This is a genomic window from Bacillus sp. B1-WWTP-T-0.5-Post-4, from assembly GCF_009183795.1.
GTDB lineage: Bacteria > Bacillota > Bacilli > Bacillales > Bacillaceae_G > Bacillus_A > Bacillus_A cereus.
Window position 1 is genome coordinate 299849 of sequence record NZ_WEIJ01000001.1, and the last position, 19921, is coordinate 319769.

The following is a 19921-nucleotide window of genomic DNA, read 5'->3' on the forward strand; positions in this document are numbered from 1 at the left end:
CGCTTTCTTTTTAATACATTTTCGTAGAATTTCTCATTTTCTTCACACTTCTATTGTAATCCATTCTGCAACGAAGTGCTAATTTTTTTATGATTTATTTCTTCATATTAAAAATAAAAAGTAGCTCTAAAGAGCTACTTTTTATTTTACTTCTATTGTTTCCTCTTTATGTTCATGCAATTCGCCTTTTCTTACATGTACTTTCACTTTGTAAGCACCGTTCTCTTTGAAAGTATGTTTCGTTTCATACTCTCCTTTATTCCCTTCTTTCGCTGGAATAAATTCGTGTTTTTCAACACCATCTTTCCAAATCTCTAGTTGTACTTCAGCACCAGTTAGGGCTTCTTCTTTTTGTTTTAAATGAACTTTCATTGTAGATTCAGCATTTGCCTTTATGTCTCCAGCCATAAGATGGATCATTGTGTCACTTTTATGATCTCCATGTCCTGCACTGTGATCACTATTTTCTTTTTTCGCATCTTCTACTTTCGCATTTCCTACAGCAACTTTCACTTCTGGCATAACGTGCATTTCACGTGCATTTGTGTGAGCGATAATATGGTATACTCCATCCGCTTCGAATGTTTTCTCTACTGCATAAACACCTTTTCCTTTATGCTTACCATCTAACATCTCGTGCTTTTCGTCGCCATCTTTCCAAATTTCAAACTTTACATCATCGGCATCCGTTACTTTTTCTTTCCCTTGTGTAACAAGTGCTTGTACTTCTGTTTTTTCACCTGGTTTAATTTCTTTCGGATTTGTTTGGACTGCTACTTTTACAGCTTCAAGTTTCTGTTCTTTTTTCGGTTCTTCTTTGTTTGTATTACAGCCAGCCAACGCTAGCATCGCGATAAATAAAGTTATAATCAGTTTTTTCATCATCATTTCCTCCTTTATACTTTATTTAGTATAGAGGAAATACATTGTAATATTCCAGTCTTCTGCTGAAAACAATATACGAAATGTTTGTGAAGTTTCTGTGAAACTGTCTTTCCCTCTTAATCTATGAAAAAAAGAGCATAGTAACTATGCTCTCGGATGAAACTGTTTATATACATCTTTTAATCTAGTTTTTGAAACGTGCGTATAGATTTGCGTCGTTGAAATATCTGCATGTCCAAGCATTTCTTGTACAGCACGTAAATCTGCTCCATTTTCTAATAAGTGCGTAGCAAACGAATGACGCAACGTATGAGGTGTAAGCTCTTTTTCAATGTTTGCTTCTTTCGCTAATCGTTTTAATATTTTCCAAAATCCTTGTCTTGATAATCGATTACCATGATGGTTTAAAAAGAGTGCATCTACTACTTTTTTCCCCATTAATTCTCTTCTTCCTTTTTCAATATACTTTTGAATCGCTTCCGTTGCTAAACTTCCTAGTGGAATAATTCTTTCTTTATTCCCTTTCCCTATGCAACGAACAAATCCCATCGTTAAATGTACATCTTCTAAATTGAGTGCAATCAATTCTGAAACACGAAGTCCTGTCGCATACAGTAACTCTAGCATCGCCTTATCACGAATACCAAAAGCACTTGTCATTTTTGGTGTTTGAAGTAACGCCTCTACTTCATCAACTGATAATACTTTTGGTAATTTCCGTTCCCCTTGTGGCGTTTCAATATGTACGGATGGGTCGTGTTCTACCGCTCGTTCACGAAGTAAAAATTGGTGGAACGAACGAATTGATGCGATATGACGCGCCAATGTTTTCGAAGATTTTCCGTTCTCTTTTAAATACTGCAAAAAGTTAACAATGTGTAAACGGGTCACTTCATGAAAAGTTTTCGTCTGTTCCACATTTTGCAAATACTTTACGTAGCTTTTTAAATCCCGTTCATACGATACTACTGTATTCTTTGCTAATCCTTTTTCGACAACCATATAATGAATAAAATCTTTTAATTGATCTTCCACTCTACACTACTCCCCATTTTCATAGAAAAACATCATTCTATTTACGAAAGCATCCTTTGCCGGTTCTTCATTCCCTGATACTTTTTCTACAGTCTCTTCTTTAGGTTTTTCATAACGATGATAGCTTTCATATTCTTCATTTATCCATAGTATAGCGAAATAAAACAAAATCGTACAACTTGTAAATAATAAAAATACTTTTATTCCATCAAAAGTTAATTTTAAAGCTCGGCGCATTGTAAATTCCTCCAAAATATAAGTTATTACAACATATGCCAAGCTTTCACCAATTTATACCTTATTCAAATAAAAAACCTCTTCCTAGATAAATAGGAAAAGGTTATTTTTCATCCGTTTCATTTTCTTGACAATTTTTACAAATCCCATGGAATGTTAAACGATGATCTTTCACCTTAAAGCTCCAGTCTCGTTCTACTTTCCTTTCCACTTCACCAAGTAAATCTTCTTGTATTTCTTGTACAGCACCACATTGTGTACAAATCAAATGATGGTGGAAACGCTGCGCACCTTCTTGGCGTAAGTCATAGCGTGAAACACCGTCTCCGAAGTTAATCTTATCGACAACTTTTAACTCAGATAATAGTTCTAAAGTTCGATAGACGGTTGCTAATCCGATCTCTGGCGACTTTTCTTTTACAAGGAGGTAAACATCTTCTGCGCTTAAATGATCTTCTTCATTTTCTAGCAGCACACGAACTGTTGCTTCACGTTGCGGTGTTAATTTGTAGCTCGCTGCATGTAATTGCTTCTTAATTCGTTCAATTCTTTCTTCCATTCGGTACTACTCCCTCCTCGCCACTCTTACACCATTATATCAGAAGAAGGGCTTCTGTCAAAAGAAAAAACAATAAAAACAAATTGATAATTATTCTCAAAAAGTATTTATTTTTTATTAATAGCCTCAACTACTTCTTTCATTAAAACTGGTGATGCGTAAGCCTCCACACTAGAAGCAAGTGCTAACACCACTCCAATTACGAGAAAGAAGCATGTATAACGGATTAATAATGGTAATAGTGGCTCGGTTATTTTTCTAATAAATTGATGCCTAATCATCCGTAAAGAAAAACTTGCAGCAATGGTTGTCATAACGAGAAAGACTGGAATGATAATTAAATTTTGTGGCAAAACAGATACAAATGCTAATAATAGTCCATTCCATCCATGCTGACTTACTAAAAAACCAACTGTAAATCCAACGACAACTCCTTTTACAAATAATAAAATAAAAATAAGTGGTAATCCAATAATTGAAATTCCTAAAATCCAAATAAATCCGATGTATTTTAATTGCGAAAAGTAACTTTCTCGAAACATTTCGCCCGCAATGGCAAATTCTCCTTTAGAGACTTGTCCAAAAAAACGTTGTAAATAAAATGATAAATCTTGTTTTTGATTGATTTGTAAACTATTCACGAGAATGGCTCCGAATATTACTCCCATCAATAATAAAACAGCGTTAAATATATATAATGAAGAGTTTTCCTGTATGTGAGACATTACACGGTCTTGCCAATTTTTTCGCCACATTTTTCTTCCCTCCGTTCACACTCTTATTAAAAATGTATGAAAGAAAGAAAAAAGTATGACGAATTAACATTGAAATTCCGCTCTACTTTGCTAAACTAAAAAGTAGAGAATAGGAGGGATTTCTCTTGAAACCATTATTATTAGATTTTCCAACATTATTTCAAACTGAACGCTTGCAAGTTCGTAAACCATTTCCAGGTGATGGTGCAGAAGTATATGAAGCAATCCAAGCTTCTCTAGAAGACTTAGTACCGTGGATACCAATTAACGCTGAAACAGAAGAGAGTGCTGAAGAAATTGTTCGCGAAGCTCACGGACAGTTTTTACTTCGTGAAACACTTGATTTTCACTTATACGATAAAGTATCTGGTACATTCATCGGAGCAATTACACTAAAGCCTGAAAACTGGGATATTCCAAAGTTTTCACTTCACTTCTGGCTACATAGTGCCTATACAAAACAAGGCTATATGACCGAAGCTGTTAAAGGTGCAATTCAGTTCGCCTTTGATAAACTAGGCGCTAGAAGAATTGAAATTCGTACTGATGCAACAAATATAAATGCATGTAGCTTAGCAGAACGTCTAGAATTCATTCTAGAAGGGACAATGGAAAATGATTTCCTAGCACCAGATGGTAGCTTACGTGATGCACGTGTATATGCAAAAATCAATTAAAAAACACTCGCCTTTGGCGAGTGTTTATTTTTGTAGTTGTAAATATTGTACTGCAAACATCGTCTTCGCATCATGAATACGAAGATCTTTCATAAGAGTAATCGCTTCTTCTAACGATACTTCCATTAATTCCACAAACTCATCTTCATCTAACTCAGCTTTATTTTCTTTTCTTGTCAAACCTGTCGCTTTATATACATATAAAATTTCATCTGCGAATCCTGGAGATGTATAGAAAGAAGTAATGAGCTCCATATTTTCACATACATATCCTGTTTCCTCTTCTAATTCACGAACTGCTGTTACCTCAGGTTTTTCACCAGGTTCTAACTTGCCAGCCGGAATTTCTATAATCGCCTTTTCAAGTGCTTTACGATACTGCTCAACAAGCACAATTTTCCCCTCATCAGTAATAGCAATAATAGCAACTGCACCAGGGTGATTTACAATTTCACGTTTACTCATTGCTCCATTTGGTAATACTACATCATCAACACGAACTTTTATAACTCTACCATCAAAAATTGGCTCAGTTTTTACTGTTCTCTCTGCAAGATTACTCATACTACTTCATCTCCCTGTTCTATTTCCTATTCTTTCCTCATACATTTTACCACATTGAAAGGAGCGTGATAGAAATGAAAGTTTATATTTTACCAAATCGCGTCACTTTAGTCGGAAAAGCATGGCAAATTCGCCATAAGCTAAAGCAATATAGCAAAGAGTATACAACTGTACAAGAGTGGATTACAGCAAATAAAGTGAAACATTAATCATGCTTTTACGGGCAGTTAATGCGAAGCGGAAAGTAAACGTTTGTCAACCTCTTTTCCCTCTCGTACAATAAAGGTAAGGAGGTTGACCTATGAAAAAACGTCAATTAGGAAACTCAGATTTGTTTGTTACAGAAATGGGCCTTGGCTGTATGTCTCTCGGTACATCTGAAACAGAAGCTATGCATATTATCGATGAAGCGATCGATTTAGGAATTAATTTTTTTGATACAGCAGATTTATATGATTACGGATTAAATGAAGAATTTGTTGGAAAAGCCTTGAAGGGAAGAAGAGACCAAATTGTACTTACAACGAAGGTTGGAAATCGTTGGACAGAAGAAAAAAATGGCTGGTCTTGGGATCCTTCTAAAGCTTACATAAAGACTGAAGTAAAGGAAAGTTTACGTAGACTTCAAACTGATTATATTGACCTTTACCAACTTCATGGCGGAACAATTGAAGATCCAATAGATGAAACAATTGAAGCTTTTGAAGAATTGAAAAAGGAAGGTATTATTCGCCATTACGGTATTTCTTCTATACGCCCAAATGTCGTTCGTGAATATGCAAAACGCTCAAACATCGTTAGTGTACTAATGGAATATAACCTTTTAAATCGTCGTCCAGAAGAATGGTTCCCCCTTCTAAATGAACACCAAATTAGCGTCATTGCCCGCGGGCCACTTGCAAAAGGAATTTTAACTGACAATAATGCAAGAAAGATAGAAAGAGTAAAGGAAAAGGATTATCTCTCTTATTCTTACGATGAATTACATGCAACTCTAGCAAGTGTAAAAGAAATAATTGGAGAACGCTCTTTAACAGGAACAGCTATTCAATATTGCTTACATAATAAGACTGTTGCAGCTATTATACCTGGTGCAAGCTCTCTTCAACAATTACAGGAAAATATACGAGCTAGTCAACAGTTACCTTTAACGAAAGAAGAATATATACAACTTCAAAAGATTGTTAAATATGACACATATGCTTTGCATCGTTAAAAATATCGAATTACCGATAAAACAGAAGACTGTCTCCAGTATTAGGAGACAGTCTTTTTTATAACGTATCATATTTATCAGGATTCGTTCCTACATGTAAATCACGATTCAACGTGTTAATTTGACGTATCTCTTCTTCAGTTAGTGCAAAATCAAAAATAGTAAAGTTTTCTTTAATACGAGATGGTGTAACAGATTTAGGAATTGTAACAATCCCGCTTTGAATATCCCACCTTAATATAACTTGTGCAGGTGTTTTTTCATATTTGTTAGCAATAGCCTGAATGATTGGATGCTGGAATACTTCTCCGCCCCTCATTAACGGACTCCATGCTTCCATTTGAATTTGCTCATCTTGACAATAATTTCGCAACTCAAATTGCGTCAACATCGGATGAAGTTCCACTTGGTTTACCATCGGCTTCACTTTGCAATTTGGTAATAATAGTTCTAAATGATGTTTATGAAAATTAGAAACACCAATCGCACGCACTTTACCTTCTTCATACAATTTCTCTAAAGCTCGGTACGTATCAACATACTTCCCTCTTACCGGCCAATGTATTAAATATAAATCTACATAGTCCATTTGTAATTTTTTCAAACTCTTTTCAAACGCCTCGAGTGTCTCCTCATATCCTTGATCGTCGTTCCATACTTTTGTTGTAATAAATATATCTTCTCTTGGAATTCCTGATTCACGTATCGCCTCTCCGACACCGCTTTCATTTTCATATACAGTTGCTGTATCAATCGAACGGTATCCAACTTCTAACGCTGTTTTTACTGCTTGCTTTACTTCGTCTCCTTCTTTCGCTTTATATACGCCTAGACCAATCATCGGCATTTTCACGCCATTATGAAGTGTAGTTGTTGGAATATGCACAGTCGTCTCCCTTTCATTGTTACATTTTTTATAAGCCACAATTTTATTTCAACAAGATTCATCCCAAAAGTCAAAACATACGTACAGTTTACATAACACTTTTATATAGCTAAAAAATAGCGTGAACTCATTCATTCACGTTATTTTTTCTCCATTCTTTCGCTTTTTCATCCACATTGCGCACAAACTCATTTTTTCCTTCCGTATATAACGCGCCATCATATGTATACTTTTCGGCTAATTCTTTCTTTAAGGTTGCATATGCCTCTGCTTCTTCACAATGAGCCATCATATAATCACGAAATGCTAAATGCCTTACTATCTCTGGATTTCCTTTTTCAAACACGTGTAAATGATACGAGCGTTTTTCTTCAGTTCCATGAATAAAATATCGGCGTCTTGAAATACCATTTTCCCCTTTTACGATGTAACCAAGCTCTATAAATCGTTCATTCCACCCATCTACTCTTTCGATATTTTCTACTTCCATGATCATATCAATAATAGGTTTAGCTGCCAGTCCGGGAACTGACGTACTTCCAATATGATGAATTTTTACCGTTTCTGGCATCGCTGATTTTAATCTTTTAGCCTCCATTTGAAATTTTTCACTCCAATGGTTTTCATGTGGAACAACGACAATTTTTCTCATTCTAACTCCCCTTTTCTTACAAGCTCGTCAAAAAATGATCAGTGGTATTTCACTGATCATTTTTTTATTATTTAAAGTCTTTCCAAGTAAGGTTACTTTCACTTAGCAGTTCTTCAAATGATTTATTCTTTTCACGTTCTTTTTGTTCTTGGCGCTTTCTTTCCAGTTCAGCTGCCTCTTTTTCCTCTTCCCTCACTTGCAACTCTTTCTTCTTACTCTTTAATTGTTGCATGAGTGAATCATTTAATTGATCGCCTAATGTAAGTGTTTCTTTCTTTGGTTGATTCACTTGTGATTGTCTTTGCATTTGTCTTTGTTTCTTTTTCTTCATGCTACTCACCTTTTACTTTTTTCTCCATTATAGTAGATACACAATGAAATCGACAATAAAAAAGGGTCTTTACTCTATTATTCACTTTTTGTAAATATGTTAATTTTTCGAAAAGACTAAATTTTTATGTAGCTATAATCCTATGAATCTATTAAAATTATGTCGTATGATGTCAGATTATAAAAAAGGAGAATTATATTATGTGGAAAAAAATTATTCCTGCCGTTGCTGTTTTAAGCACCATTACTTTTTCAAGCGTATTTGCCGCTCCCCCATCTCAGAATCCAGCTGAACAAAACCGCTACATAGACGTACAAATGCTTGGTATTAATGATCTCCATGGACAACTAGATACTGTTAAAAAAATCAATAATAAAGAAGCTGGTGGCGCTGATTACTTAGCTACTTATTTAAAAGAACATAAAAAACAAAACCCTAATACACTTCTCGTACATGCTGGTGATATCGTCGGAGCTAGTCCACCAGTTTCAGCATTATTACAAGATGAACCGACGATTGAATTTTTAAATGACTTAAAATTTGATGTCGGTACAATCGGGAACCATGAATTTGATGAAGGCATTGATGAAATGAAACGCCTCATTTACGGTGGATATCATGAAAAAACAGGAAATTTCAAAGGGGCTAACTTCCCCTATGTAGCTGCTAATTTCTATAACAAATCAACTGGCCGCTTATTTTTACCACCATTTACTGTAAAAATGGTAGATGGTGTTCCTGTAGGATTCATTGGGGTTGTTACAACTGATACACCAAATGTTGTTATGCCTACGATGCTTAACAATGTACAAATTACTGATGAAGTAGAAGCAATTAATAAATCAACACAACAATTAAAACGCCTCGGCGTTAAATCTATCGTCGTTCTTGCTCATGTCGGTGGAACAACCGATGAGTCTGGGGTAACAAATGGCGACCTTACTCGAATTGCAAATGAAACAGACCCAGAAGTTGATGTTATCTTCGGTGGACATAGTCATACGTATGTAAATGGTACAGTAAATAATAAACTAATTGTCCAAGCAAATTCATATGGAATGGCTTTCTCAGACGTCGATGTAACAATTGATCGTAAAACAAAGGATATTGTAAAGAAAAAAGCTGAAGTTGTTACAACGTATCATGAAGGTGTAGAACCTGATAAACAAGTAAAGAAAAAACTAGATCAATATAAAGAAAAAATCGCACCACTTGTAAATGAAGTGGTCGGAAAATCTACAGCACCTATCGACCGTAAACAAAATGATGCTGGTGAGTCCACTCTTGGAAATTTAGTTGCCGATGCTCAGCGTCAAACGATGCAAACTCAAATCTCCCTCATGAATCCTGGTGGCATTCGTAATGACTTAGATGCTGGTGATATTACGTGGGGTGAGTTATACGGCATTCAACCTTTTGGAAATCAATTGATTAAAGTAAATTTAACAGGTCAAGACATTCGCGATATTTTAAATCAGCAATGGCAAAAGGGAACAACAAGAATGCTTCAAATTTCAGGTATTCAATATACGTGGGATGCAAATAAACCAAACGGTGAAAAAGTTACAAATATACGTTTAACAAACGGAGAAGAATTATCTCCATCTACAACGTATAGCGTAGTTGCAAATGCCTTCTTAGCTTCTGGCGGTGATGGATTCGTATCATTTAAAAATGGTAAAAATGCAGAAACTGGGCCAAACGACTTTGAAGCGTTAGTCAATTACGTAAAACAATTAAAAGAACCAATTCAGCCAGTTATTGATGGAAGAATTCAAAAAGTAAATTAAGTGTTTCTCTAATAATAAATTTCATTTTTCACGCATAAAGGATTTGTACTGATCCTCTATTTTATACGTAATATACATCATAAAAAGGATACTCGTTCTTCTAATGAACACAGTATCCTTTTCTTTAGTTATCAAAATGTGATGTTTTGTCAACTTCATATTGCTGTAAAAATTGTTGCAACGCCTCTTCTACAAGTTTAGATTTTTGAATTCCTTTCGATTCTGATATAAGGTCCAATCTTGCTAATATTTCTGTATTAATAGAAAAGGTCCGTCTCTTTTTCTCTGTACTTTTACTCACAATTGGTGCAATTACTTCTTCTCTTTTTCTTAATAACTCATAAATGCTTTGTAATTGCTCATAAATTAATAATTGATAATCTGTTTTCTCATATTGAAGGGCGGTCGCTTCTTGGAGTTGTAAGTGACGTGGTTCTTCTCCATCTCCTACAAAAATACGTTTCTTCTGCTCTCCATCATATTCGTATCCAATCAATCTTAATTTCTTCGATAATGTATACGGGCTTATTTCAAGACGTTTTGCTATAATAGCGATGGATTCACGTCTATTTAAACCATCTATAATTTCTCCAATCGTCACAATTTCCCTCCTCCCGTGTTGAAATGACACTAGTATGGTATGTTACAATGATTTTCTAACAGTATATGCAAAATGAATAGCCTGTGCGATTCATACGATTTCACAAAAGGAGGTTTTCAATATGCTTTTTCGTAGCTACACCCCTCAGTTCTATAACGAAAACAAACAACTTATTCCTAATAGTATCGCTACGATAGAAAGCGTTATGATTAATAATCGAAAACAAACTCTCCTTATGCGTGGACAAAACGTAGAGCAACCTATTTTATTATGCTGTCACGGCGGACCTGGGATGGCACAAATCGGATTTATTCGCCATTTTCAAAAAGAATTAGAGAAGCAATTTATTGTTATTAATTGGGATCAGCGCGGGGCTGGTAAATCCTTTTCAATGAAAGATTTCGGAGCAAATTTCACAATCGAACAATTCGTTTCCGATGCAAAAGAAGTGATTCAATATGTACTTAAAAGGTTCAACAAACAAAAACTATTTCTCGCTGGTCATTCTTGGGGAAGTATTATTGGGCTTAACATAGCACATCAATATCCAAAGTATATCGAGGCTTACATCGGTATTGGGCAAATTGTACATATGAAACAAAATGAAGAATTGCTATATCAACATTTAATTCATTCTGCAAAAAAACATGATCATAAAAAAGCATTAGCTTCCCTTTTAAAATTAGGCAAACCACCATTTTTAGATACGAGACGTCTCATTATTCAAAGAAAGTGGCTTGGCACATTTGGAGGCGCAATCCAAAACGGATCTTCCTTTTCTTTCATACGAAAAGGTTTCTTTTCTCCTGAATATACGCTATTAGATTGGTTCAAGTTTCTCGCAGGAAATTTAAAATCTGGTGTTTTATGGGAAGAAATGCTGACAATCGATTTCTTTTCTTCTATTTCAAGTTTATCTATTCCAGTTTATTTTTGTTCTGGTCGCTATGATTATCAAACTCCTTATGCACTCGTTCAGGAATATTGCGATATTATTGAAGCGCCTATAAAAAAGATGATTTGGTTCCCAAATTCAGCACATTCTCCTGATTTAGAAGAACCAGAATTATTCGCTAATTCTTTACAATCAATTAAACAAGAGCTAGCTTTTCAGCATTAGTAACAAAAGGCTCTTTTACATTTCATAGAAAACATTTTATAATAATATGTCGCAAGCATGTATAAACATAGCAAAATGTTTCATATTTACTTGTCTTAACAGAATAAAAATTTAGGGAGATTACATTTATTATGAACGCTGTACTCGTCGCAGTAGCAATTATGCTATTGCTTAGTTTGTTACGTGTCCAGGTCATTGTCGCCATCATTGTTGGAGCTTTAACAGGCGGACTTATCGGCGGACTCGGTATTTCAGAAACGATTAACACTTTTACAACTGGTCTTGGAAACAGTGCTCCAATCGCTTTAAGTTATGCAATGCTTGGTGGTTTCGCTATTTCCCTTTCCAAAACAGGACTTCCAGATGCTATGATTCAAACTGCATTAAAATGGATTGGCAATGAACAAGACACGAAAAAACAAGTTTATTCTAAAATACTTATTTTATTCATTATTTTAACGATGGCTTGTTTCTCACAAAATGTGATTCCTGTTCACATTGCTTTCATCCCCATCTTAATTCCAGCACTTTTAAAAGTATTAAATGAGCTGAAAGTGGATCGCAGACTTGTCACATGTATTATTACATTTGGATTGATTACTCCTTATATGTGGATCCCTGCAGGATTCGGAAAAATTTATCATGACGTATTACAAACCAACGCTGCGCAAAGCGGCCTTACATTTGATGTCACACTTATTCCAAAAGCAATGACTATTCCAGCAATTGGTATGATTATTGGATTATGTGTAGCGGTATTTATTACGTACCGAAAACCTCGTACGTATGAAACAGAACAAATTCATACTACCGAAAATGAAATCGTTCCCTATACAAAACGTAGCATTACTTTCGGTTTATTATCTATCATTGCTACATTAACTGTTCAATTAACAACAGAATCAATGATTTTCGGTGCTTTAGCAGGTATTATCGTCTTATCAGTTAGTGGCAGTCTACCACTTAAAGAAGCAGATGCGATATTAACAAGCGGAATGCGTATGATGTCCTTTATTGGCTTTGTTATGATTGCTGCCGCTGGATTCGGCGCTGTTCTTCGAAAAACAGGACATGTTGAATCTCTAGTGCAAACGAGTGCACATATAATTGGAAATAACAAACCACTCGCTGCATTTCTTATGCTCGTTATTGGACTTCTCGTTACGATGGGAATTGGTTCATCCTTTTCAACCATCCCTATCTTAACAACCATTTTTGTACCTCTTTGCATTCAGCTTGGATTTAGTCCAATGGCCACAATTGCAATTATCGGTACAGCCGGAGCACTAGGTGACGCAGGATCTCCAGCATCGGATAGTACCCTTGGACCAACATCCGGTTTAAATGCTGATGGTCAGCACCATCATATATGGGATACATGTGTACCCACTTTTCTACATTACAATATACCGTTACTTATATTTGGCTTTATTGCCGCAATTACATTATAAAAAGGTGCGTATAAAACGCACCTTTTACTTTTTTATTTTTCCTTTTAATTGTTGAAAAGCTACTTTTCCGTTATCTTTGACATAGCTTTCAATTGTCGGTAGTGATGAACCTATCCATTCACACTCTATACTCCCATTCGGTCCAACAATTTTTAATTTATCTGGTATATGTATATTTAGAAATCTCGCTGACCGAATTAACTCAATAGCAATCTGATCACTTGAGGCTACAATTCCATCTATATACGGATTGTTTTGCAATAATGTAATAAATTGTTTATTTGTATACCCTTGTACACATTCTTCTCGATAAGAGATTCCTTCATCCCAAACAGCGTCTAAAAACCCTGCTATATGATCTTCCATTTCTTCACTTCCTTCTCCCTCACCGAAATATGCAAGAAAGTGACACCCTTTCTCTTTTAATAAAGAAACAGCTCTCTGTCCACTTTCATAATAATTTCCATGTGATTGTTGCTCATCGATCACAACAAACGGAAATGGAATTTCTCCTACACTTTTAAAAACTGCTCTCGTCAAAATAACACCTGCAATGTTATTTTGCTTCAGCATATGTATGTATCTATCTTTATTCTCTATATTACAAATAATGATTTGATAGCCTTCTTTATATGCTATTTCCTCAATACAATGTAGCAAAGTGATGTTTGATTGGTTACATAAATTATCTACAAGTAATGCAATTATCGTTGAATTCTCTTTAAATAGTGGCTTCGCTGCACTGTTTGGCCTATAACGTAATTCTTCAATTGCTTCCTTTACTTGTTTTACTGTGTCCTCATGAACGTATCCTTTTTCATTAATAACTCGTGAAACGGTTGCGACTGAAACACCTGCCAATTTTGCAACATCACGTATAGTTGCCACATCGTCACCCCTTAATATGGTAATAGATTACAATTTTACGGTAACCTAAATTACACTATCCGTCAAGATTAATAACTCACATTTCTGAAAATTGTTACATCATTTCACTAAACGATACTCCAACTGAATTTCATGTAAAATAGGGATATTATCATATCCCATACGTGGAATTTCTTTCTTTATTTTTCGTGCCTCCTCTACCGCATTCACATATAAATTAGTCATTACAAAATTACGTTTTTGGTAAAATCGTAACGCATTCATATTATCATTTGTTGTAATAAGCAAAACCTGTCTGCACCGTTCTTCTTCTGCAACTTGTAATACACAATCCACAAGTTTCGTCCCTATTCCTTTTCTTTCTTCAAAGCTATCTAGCGATACAATTTCGCATATATTTCCGGTCACTTCATACGTTATAATTCCGATTATTCTGTCATCTGAGAGCGCAACAAATCCTGGCAACTCTTCTAACTGATGTCCCTTACCACGTGAAACCATCAATGAACTTCCCCAGTTCTCACACATAAACATTCGGATTGTTTCTTTCATCGCTGGCGTAATTTTTTGTATATGCAGCATTTCCTATTTCTCCCCTTTTATATCATTGTGATACAATATAAGTGTATCACATGTAACGGTATTTGGAGGATGAGGTAAAGTATGAAACGTTTTTTTGCAGCATTGTTTACTATACTAGGTGCAATAACTGCCCTTGGGATTTTCTTTACAAATAAAGTGATGTACTTAAAGAAAAAAACAGAGGAAGAAGTACTCGAAAGAGAAACGAAAAAACATTTTCGTATAGAGGATTTTGATGCTCTTCATAAAGAAGAAATTCATATCCCTTCACAATTCGGATACGACCTTCACGGATATTACATTCCTGCTAGTCATTCCACCAATAAGTTTATGGTTTTTTGCCACGGTGTAACTGTAAATAAAATAAACTCTGTAAAATATGCAAACTTATTCTTAAAAAGGGGATATAACGTCCTCATTTACGATCATCGTCGTCACGGTAAAACTGGCGGAAAAACAACAAGCTATGGATACTATGAAAAACATGATTTAAAATCCGTAGTTGACTGGCTAAAAAACCGTTTTGGCACCAATATTACACTTGGTATTCATGGTGAATCTATGGGAGCTGCAACACTTCTTCAATACGCAGGACTTGTAGAAGATGGTGCTGATTTCTATATTGCAGATTGTCCTTTCTCTGATTTTCGCGGACAATTACAGCACCGTTTAAAGGTTGAATTCCATTTACCAAAATGGCCTTTATTACCTTTAGCAAACGCATTTTTGAAAGTTCGTGACGGTTATACAATTCGTGAAGTTTCACCAATCGACTGTATAAAAAACATTAACAATCCCGTTCTCTTTATTCATAGTAAAGATGACGACTATATTTTAGCTGATATGACAAAAGCGTTATATGAAGCGAAAGAAAATAATAAGCAGCTTTATATTGCAGAACACGGTGCACACGCTTGCTCTTATAACGAAAATAAAGAAGAGTACGAAGCAGCCGTCGATCAATTTTTAAACACATATGTGAAAGAAACAAAAAACAGGCTTGCATAAGCCTGTTTTTTATTGCGCTAAAACGTCTGTAACTTGTTCCATATTTTCAGAAATCCATTGCATTGCATCATCTAACGTTGGGAATTCTGTCGTTTGAAATGTTACTTCATCTTGAAGTAACCAAACATCCTTTGCCTCTTGCCCTACACCTGCAATGGACCAATGTAACAAACTATATGGATGATTATCATTCAAAAATGATGCCCACGTGCGCTCATTTGCAATGTTTCGTAATGTATGTAATTGTTTATCCATCTCTCGTCACCTTACTCTAGTCAGTTATGAAAACTATTATAACACTCTCTTCTTTCTCAAACAAAGTGCTCTTTTTATATTGTCAAGCACTTCCCTTGATTATATGATGAAATTAAGCGTTTGGGAAGGAGGGATAACGTTGGCAAAAGTACAAATTAAAGTAAATGATAATGGCTCTTTTCGCGTTACAGGGGACGTGGAATTAGTCGACTCACAAGGGAATGTATTCCCAGCAAAACCGGCATTTTCTTTATGCCGTTGTGGTTTATCAAAAAATATGCCTTATTGCGACGCTTCGCATAAAGGTAAATTCGAGTCTGTTGTTAGAGCACCAGAGGCAGAATAATTTTACATGTGACATGCACATTTTTTGTGCATGTTTTTTCTTTTTAGCAACTCCGTTATATCCCTTCTCCTTACAACATTTCTAATACTTTTATTTCCATTCCAGCCTGCATATATTTTCACACAATTCTTCACATTCGAATATTTTTTACTAGCCTTTTATTTTTTTTGTGCTATAATTTGAGCAAACAGCATCCTTCGGGGTCGGGTGAAATTCCCAACCGGCGGTGATGAAGTGAAAACTTCTAAGTCCGTGACCCGTTTTCAACTCGAAAACGGTGGATCTAGTGAAACTCTAGGGCCGACAGTATAGTCTGGATGGGAGAAGGATATGTTTCTAGTTTTTTATATAGTGAATACACTTTTATTTCAGTATGCATATTTTTAAAGATTCATTTTGATTCTTTATATATGTTTAATTTTCTATACTTATTTTTTATACTGAAATAAAAAGAGACAACTAGCGTTTAAAAATTCGATATTTTGCTAGGTTTTTTCCTTATGCAGAAATATCAATTATCGTTAGGTTTCTTTCCTATGCTTTCGTATTCAAACTATATTTCTAGAAATCACGTCTCCCAAACCCCAAGGATATTAAATCCTTGGGGTTTTTGATTTTTTTAGGAGAGGTGAAGAAAATGACAGATCAAGAATATATGAGGATTGCCCTGCAGTTAGCAGAAGGGACATCAGGACAAACAAGTCCAAATCCTATGGTTGGTGCTGTTGTTGTAAAAGATGGAAACATCGTTGGTATGGGGGCTCATTTACGAGCTGGTGAAGAACACGCAGAAGTTCATGCCCTTCAAATGGCTGGTCAGAACGCCAAAGACGCTACCGTTTATGTAACACTGGAACCGTGTAGCCACTTTGGAAAAACACCACCTTGTTGTGAATTGCTCATCGAAAAAGGAGTTAAGCGTGTTGTAATTGCTACTCTCGATTGTAATCCGCTCGTTTCTGGTAACGGAAAAAGAAGATTAGAGGAAGCTAGAATTGAAGTAACTACCGGTGTTCTTGAAGCAGAAGCAGTTTTATTAAATCGCTACTTTTTTCACTACATGAAAACGAAGCGCCCTTTTGTAACAATCAAAACAGCGATGAGCTTAGATGGAAAAACAGCAACTGTAACTGGTGAAAGTAAGTGGATTACAGGTGAAGAAGCACGTGCTGATGTTCACCAATATCGCCATACACATGATGCAATTCTTGTTGGAGTGAATACAGTTATAGCTGATAATCCTCATTTAACAACAAGAATTCCAAATGGTGGGAAACATCCTATTCGCGTTGTTTTAGATACCCATTTACGAACGCCACCATCTTCTCATGTTATAACAGATGGTTTAGCACCGACATGGATTATTGTCGGTAAGGATGTAAAGAAAGAGAAGATATCTTCTTATGAATCTAAAAATATAGCTATATTCCAAATGGAAACGAAGCATATAGAAATCGAGGACCTTCTTTCCTTTCTTGGAGAAAAACAAATTCTTTCTCTATTCGTTGAAGGTGGCCAATCGATTCATGCAAGTTTCTTAAAAACAAACAATTTTAATGAAATTGTAACCTATATAAGCCCGAAATTAATTGGTGGGAAAGATGCTCCTACTTTATTTGGAGGAAATGGTTTTTCAAAATTACAAGATGCGCTTTCCTTGAAAATTCAAGAGATGAAACAAATTGGTGATGATATAAAAATCGTTGCGAATGCCCGAAACGAGGTGACAAAATGTTTACAGGAATTGTAGAAGAATTAGGAACGATAGCAAACATGCAACAAAGTGGAGAAGCGATGAAATTAACGATTCATGCAAAGAAAATTTTATCAGATGTTCACTTAGGTGATAGTATCGCGGTTAACGGTATTTGCTTAACTGTAACAAACTTTACAACTACTTCATTTACAGTTGATGCAATGCCTGAAACGATGCAGTCGACATCACTTCGCATGCTTAAACCGCACTCTAAAGTAAATTTAGAGCGAGCAATGGCTGCAAACGGACGATTCGGTGGACATTTCGTTTCAGGACATATTGATGGAATCGGAACGATTTTAAATAAAAAACAACATTACAATGCCGTCTATTACAAAATAGCAATTTCTGATGACCTGCTGCGCTATTGTTTGCAGAAAGGGTCCATTGCTGTTGATGGAACGAGTTTAACGATATTTGATATAGACGAATCTTCCATAACGATTTCACTCATCCCGCACACAGTAAGCGAATCTGTCATTGGAGAAAAAAATGCCGGAGATATCGTAAACATTGAGTGTGACATGATTGGTAAATATATCGAACGCTTTATTACTAAACCTACAAAACGAGTAGGTTCAATGACCGAAAGCTTTTTACAAGAAAACGGATTTCTATAAGGGGGAAGCACAATGTTTCATCGTATTGAAGAAGCTCTAGAAGATTTAAAAAAAGGTAAAGTCGTTATCGTATGTGATGATGAAAACCGAGAAAATGAAGGCGATTTTATTGCTTTAGCAGAGTACATTACACCAGAAACAATTAATTTTATGATTACACATGGCCGTGGTCTCGTTTGTGTACCGATTACGGAAGGGTACGCAGAACGTCTACAATTAGAACCAATGGTATCTCATAATACAGATTCACATCATACTGCGTTTACAGTGAGCATTGACCATGTCTCTACAACAACAGGGATTAGCGCTCACGAACGTGCAACTACGATACAAGAATTGTTAAACCCCGCATCAAAAGGCGCTGATTTCAATCGACCTGGACATATCTTTCCATTAATTGCGAAAGAAGGCGGTGTCCTGCGTCGTGCAGGTCATACAGAAGCTGCTGTTGATTTAGCAAAGCTATGCGGTGCCGAACCAGCTGGAGTTATTTGCGAGATTATAAATGAGGACGGCACGATGGCACGTGTACCTGATTTAATAGAATGCGCAAAACAATTTGATATAAAAATGATTACAATAGAAGATTTAATTGCTTACCGCCGCCATCATGAAACACTTGTGACGAGAGAGGTGGAAATTACATTACCTACAGATTTCGGTACTTTCCACGCAATTGGCTATTCTAACTCATTAGATACGAAAGAACATATCGCACTTGTAAAAGGTGATATTTCAATAGGTGAACCGGTACTTGTGCGTGTTCATTCTGAATGCTTAACAGGAGATGTATTCGGTTCACATCGCTGCGATTGCGGACCACAACTCCATGCAGCACTTGCTCAAATTGAGCGTGAAGGAAAAGGTGTTCTTCTTTATATGAGACAAGAAGGAAGAGGCATTGGGCTTCTTAATAAGCTTCGTGCTTATAAATTACAAGAAGAAGGATTCGATACTGTAGAAGCAAATGAAAAACTCGGCTTCCCTGCTGATCTTCGTGATTACGGTATCGGAGCACAAATATTAAAAGATTTAGGTTTACAAAGTTTACGATTATTAACGAATAACCCAAGAAAAATTGCTGGCTTACAAGGTTACGATTTAGAAGTAGTCGAGCGTGTACCGTTGCAAATGCCAGCAAAAGAAGAGAATAAATCGTATTTACAAACGAAAGTAAACAAATTAGGACACTTACTAAACTTATAATTAAAGGAGAGATTTATTATGGTATTCGAAGGTCATTTAGTTGGTACAGGATTAAAAGTTGGAGTTGTTGTTGGACGTTTTAACGAATTTATTACAAGTAAGTTACTTGGCGGCGCTTTAGACGGATTAAAGCGTCACGGTGTAGAAGAAAATGATATTGATGTTGCTTGGGTTCCTGGTGCATTTGAAATTCCTTTAATCGCTAAAAAGATGGCTAGTAGCGGAAAGTATGATGCTGTTATTACATTAGGTACTGTAATCCGAGGTGCTACAACTCACTACGATTACGTTTGTAATGAAGTAGCAAAAGGTGTTGCGTCTTTATCACTACAAATGGACATCCCAGTTATTTTCGGCGTATTAACGACAGAAACAATTGAACAAGCGATTGAACGCGCAGGTACGAAAGCTGGTAATAAAGGATATGAATCAGCTGTTGCTGCAATTGAAATGGCTCACTTATCAAAACAATGGGCATAAAAAAAGAGGCTGCGGCCTCTT

Annotated in this window: 25 protein-coding genes and 1 riboswitch; of the genes, 12 read left to right on the forward strand and 13 right to left on the reverse strand. The window is 35.8% G+C overall.

Going from position 1 to position 19921, the window contains the following annotated elements:
* Window positions 1-141 precede the first annotated feature (141 nt).
* From GBN91_RS01610 to spoIIM, 5 genes are all read right to left on the reverse strand, one after another.
* Window positions 142-882, reverse strand: coding sequence for a FixH family protein (locus GBN91_RS01610; RefSeq protein ID WP_000733453.1), 741 nt, complete (start codon window positions 880-882; stop codon window positions 142-144).
* A 147-nt stretch (window positions 883-1029) separates the two neighbouring features.
* Complete coding sequence (xerD, locus tag GBN91_RS01615) at window positions 1030-1920, reverse strand: site-specific tyrosine recombinase XerD (protein ID WP_000390088.1); 891 nt, start codon at window positions 1918-1920, stop codon at window positions 1030-1032.
* Between the two features lie 6 nt (window positions 1921-1926).
* A complete protein-coding gene (locus GBN91_RS01620) occupies window positions 1927-2157 on the reverse strand; it encodes a YqzK family protein (RefSeq protein ID WP_001250432.1) in 231 nt (76 codons plus the stop codon).
* A 103-nt stretch (window positions 2158-2260) separates the two neighbouring features.
* Window positions 2261-2716 carry a ferric iron uptake transcriptional regulator gene (fur, locus tag GBN91_RS01625; RefSeq protein WP_000392657.1) on the reverse strand — a complete coding sequence of 152 codons (456 nt, stop codon included), beginning with the start codon at window positions 2714-2716 and terminating at the stop codon, window positions 2261-2263.
* A 107-nt stretch (window positions 2717-2823) separates the two neighbouring features.
* Window positions 2824-3441 carry a stage II sporulation protein M gene (gene spoIIM / locus GBN91_RS01630; protein ID WP_013142149.1) on the reverse strand — a complete coding sequence of 206 codons (618 nt, stop codon included), beginning with the start codon at window positions 3439-3441 and terminating at the stop codon, window positions 2824-2826.
* Between the two features lie 155 nt (window positions 3442-3596).
* Here spoIIM and GBN91_RS01635 point away from each other — a divergent pair, with 155 nt between their 5' ends.
* Window positions 3597-4148 carry a GNAT family N-acetyltransferase gene (locus tag GBN91_RS01635; protein ID WP_000803479.1) on the forward strand — a complete coding sequence of 184 codons (552 nt, stop codon included), beginning with the start codon at window positions 3597-3599 and terminating at the stop codon, window positions 4146-4148.
* A 24-nt stretch (window positions 4149-4172) separates the two neighbouring features.
* Here GBN91_RS01635 and GBN91_RS01640 read toward each other — a convergent pair whose 3' ends face one another.
* Entirely contained in the window at window positions 4173-4712 is a 540-nt protein-coding gene (locus GBN91_RS01640; protein WP_000067042.1) for an NUDIX hydrolase, read from the reverse strand.
* 74 nt (window positions 4713-4786) lie between these two features.
* On the opposite strand from GBN91_RS01640, the gene mciZ reads away from it, so the two are divergent.
* Entirely contained in the window at window positions 4787-4921 is a 135-nt protein-coding gene (gene mciZ, locus GBN91_RS01645) for a Z-ring formation inhibitor MciZ (RefSeq protein ID WP_000870302.1), read from the forward strand.
* 92 nt (window positions 4922-5013) lie between these two features.
* Window positions 5014-5928, forward strand: a complete 915-nt coding sequence (locus GBN91_RS01650) for an aldo/keto reductase (RefSeq protein WP_044307304.1) — start codon at window positions 5014-5016, stop codon at window positions 5926-5928.
* A gap of 58 nt (window positions 5929-5986) precedes the next feature.
* On the opposite strand, the gene GBN91_RS01655 is transcribed toward GBN91_RS01650, so the two are convergent.
* The 3 genes from GBN91_RS01655 to GBN91_RS01665 form a co-directional block, all read right to left on the reverse strand.
* Window positions 5987-6814 carry an aldo/keto reductase gene (locus tag GBN91_RS01655; protein ID WP_000547992.1) on the reverse strand — a complete coding sequence of 276 codons (828 nt, stop codon included), beginning with the start codon at window positions 6812-6814 and terminating at the stop codon, window positions 5987-5989.
* A gap of 127 nt (window positions 6815-6941) precedes the next feature.
* Window positions 6942-7466, reverse strand: a complete 525-nt coding sequence (locus GBN91_RS01660; protein WP_001227186.1) for a GrpB family protein — start codon at window positions 7464-7466, stop codon at window positions 6942-6944.
* A gap of 67 nt (window positions 7467-7533) precedes the next feature.
* Entirely contained in the window at window positions 7534-7797 is a 264-nt protein-coding gene (locus GBN91_RS01665) for a YqkE family protein (RefSeq protein WP_000727561.1), read from the reverse strand.
* Between the two features lie 200 nt (window positions 7798-7997).
* On the opposite strand from GBN91_RS01665, the gene GBN91_RS01670 reads away from it, so the two are divergent.
* On the forward strand, window positions 7998-9587 hold the full coding sequence (locus GBN91_RS01670; protein ID WP_000265553.1) for a bifunctional metallophosphatase/5'-nucleotidase: 1590 nt from the start codon (window positions 7998-8000) through the stop codon (window positions 9585-9587).
* 124 nt (window positions 9588-9711) lie between these two features.
* Here GBN91_RS01670 and GBN91_RS01675 read toward each other — a convergent pair whose 3' ends face one another.
* Window positions 9712-10188, reverse strand: coding sequence for a ribbon-helix-helix domain-containing protein (locus GBN91_RS01675; RefSeq protein WP_000151931.1), 477 nt, complete (start codon window positions 10186-10188; stop codon window positions 9712-9714).
* 121 nt (window positions 10189-10309) lie between these two features.
* On the opposite strand from GBN91_RS01675, the gene GBN91_RS01680 reads away from it, so the two are divergent.
* Window positions 10310-11308 (forward strand): alpha/beta fold hydrolase, encoded by a 999-nt coding sequence (locus GBN91_RS01680; RefSeq protein ID WP_000898973.1) that lies wholly within the window; start codon window positions 10310-10312, stop codon window positions 11306-11308.
* A gap of 131 nt (window positions 11309-11439) precedes the next feature.
* Window positions 11440-12759, forward strand: coding sequence for a Na+/H+ antiporter family protein (locus tag GBN91_RS01685; protein WP_000994816.1), 1320 nt, complete (start codon window positions 11440-11442; stop codon window positions 12757-12759).
* Window positions 12760-12783: 24 nt separating this feature from the next.
* Here the strand turns inward: GBN91_RS01685 and GBN91_RS01690 are convergent, their stop codons facing one another.
* On the reverse strand, window positions 12784-13647 hold the full coding sequence (locus GBN91_RS01690) for a LacI family DNA-binding transcriptional regulator (protein ID WP_139019721.1): 864 nt from the start codon (window positions 13645-13647) through the stop codon (window positions 12784-12786).
* Window positions 13648-13746: 99 nt separating this feature from the next.
* Entirely contained in the window at window positions 13747-14229 is a 483-nt protein-coding gene (locus GBN91_RS01695; protein ID WP_070179483.1) for a GNAT family N-acetyltransferase, read from the reverse strand.
* An 81-nt stretch (window positions 14230-14310) separates the two neighbouring features.
* On the opposite strand from GBN91_RS01695, the gene GBN91_RS01700 reads away from it, so the two are divergent.
* Window positions 14311-15237 (forward strand): alpha/beta hydrolase, encoded by a 927-nt coding sequence (locus GBN91_RS01700; protein WP_152121220.1) that lies wholly within the window; start codon window positions 14311-14313, stop codon window positions 15235-15237.
* 9 nt (window positions 15238-15246) lie between these two features.
* On the opposite strand, the gene GBN91_RS01705 is transcribed toward GBN91_RS01700, so the two are convergent.
* Entirely contained in the window at window positions 15247-15492 is a 246-nt protein-coding gene (locus tag GBN91_RS01705) for a DUF2552 family protein (RefSeq protein ID WP_000360793.1), read from the reverse strand.
* 139 nt (window positions 15493-15631) lie between these two features.
* Here GBN91_RS01705 and GBN91_RS01710 point away from each other — a divergent pair, with 139 nt between their 5' ends.
* The 5 genes from GBN91_RS01710 to ribH all read left to right on the forward strand — a co-directional run bounded on the left by GBN91_RS01710 (window position 15632) and on the right by ribH (window position 19900).
* Window positions 15632-15838: a CDGSH iron-sulfur domain-containing protein gene (locus GBN91_RS01710; protein ID WP_001151582.1), complete on the forward strand. Its 207-nt coding sequence runs from the start codon at window positions 15632-15634 to the stop codon at window positions 15836-15838.
* 189 nt (window positions 15839-16027) lie between these two features.
* Window positions 16028-16171: riboswitch (FMN riboswitch) on the forward strand.
* 304 nt (window positions 16172-16475) lie between these two features.
* Window positions 16476-17588, forward strand: a complete 1113-nt coding sequence (ribD, locus tag GBN91_RS01715; protein WP_000131988.1) for a bifunctional diaminohydroxyphosphoribosylaminopyrimidine deaminase/5-amino-6-(5-phosphoribosylamino)uracil reductase RibD — start codon at window positions 16476-16478, stop codon at window positions 17586-17588.
* Complete coding sequence (gene ribE / locus GBN91_RS01720; protein ID WP_000493900.1) at window positions 17570-18214, forward strand: riboflavin synthase subunit alpha; 645 nt, start codon at window positions 17570-17572, stop codon at window positions 18212-18214. Before ribD ends, ribE begins: the two co-directional genes overlap by 19 nt.
* A gap of 12 nt (window positions 18215-18226) precedes the next feature.
* Window positions 18227-19420, forward strand: coding sequence for a bifunctional 3,4-dihydroxy-2-butanone 4-phosphate synthase/GTP cyclohydrolase II (gene ribBA, locus GBN91_RS01725; protein WP_006921466.1), 1194 nt, complete (start codon window positions 18227-18229; stop codon window positions 19418-19420).
* 18 nt (window positions 19421-19438) lie between these two features.
* The gene (gene ribH, locus GBN91_RS01730; protein WP_000230895.1) at window positions 19439-19900 is read left to right on the forward strand and encodes a 6,7-dimethyl-8-ribityllumazine synthase; all 462 of its coding nucleotides are present in this window, start codon (window positions 19439-19441) and stop codon (window positions 19898-19900) included.
* The last annotated feature ends 21 nt before the right edge of the window (window positions 19901-19921 follow it).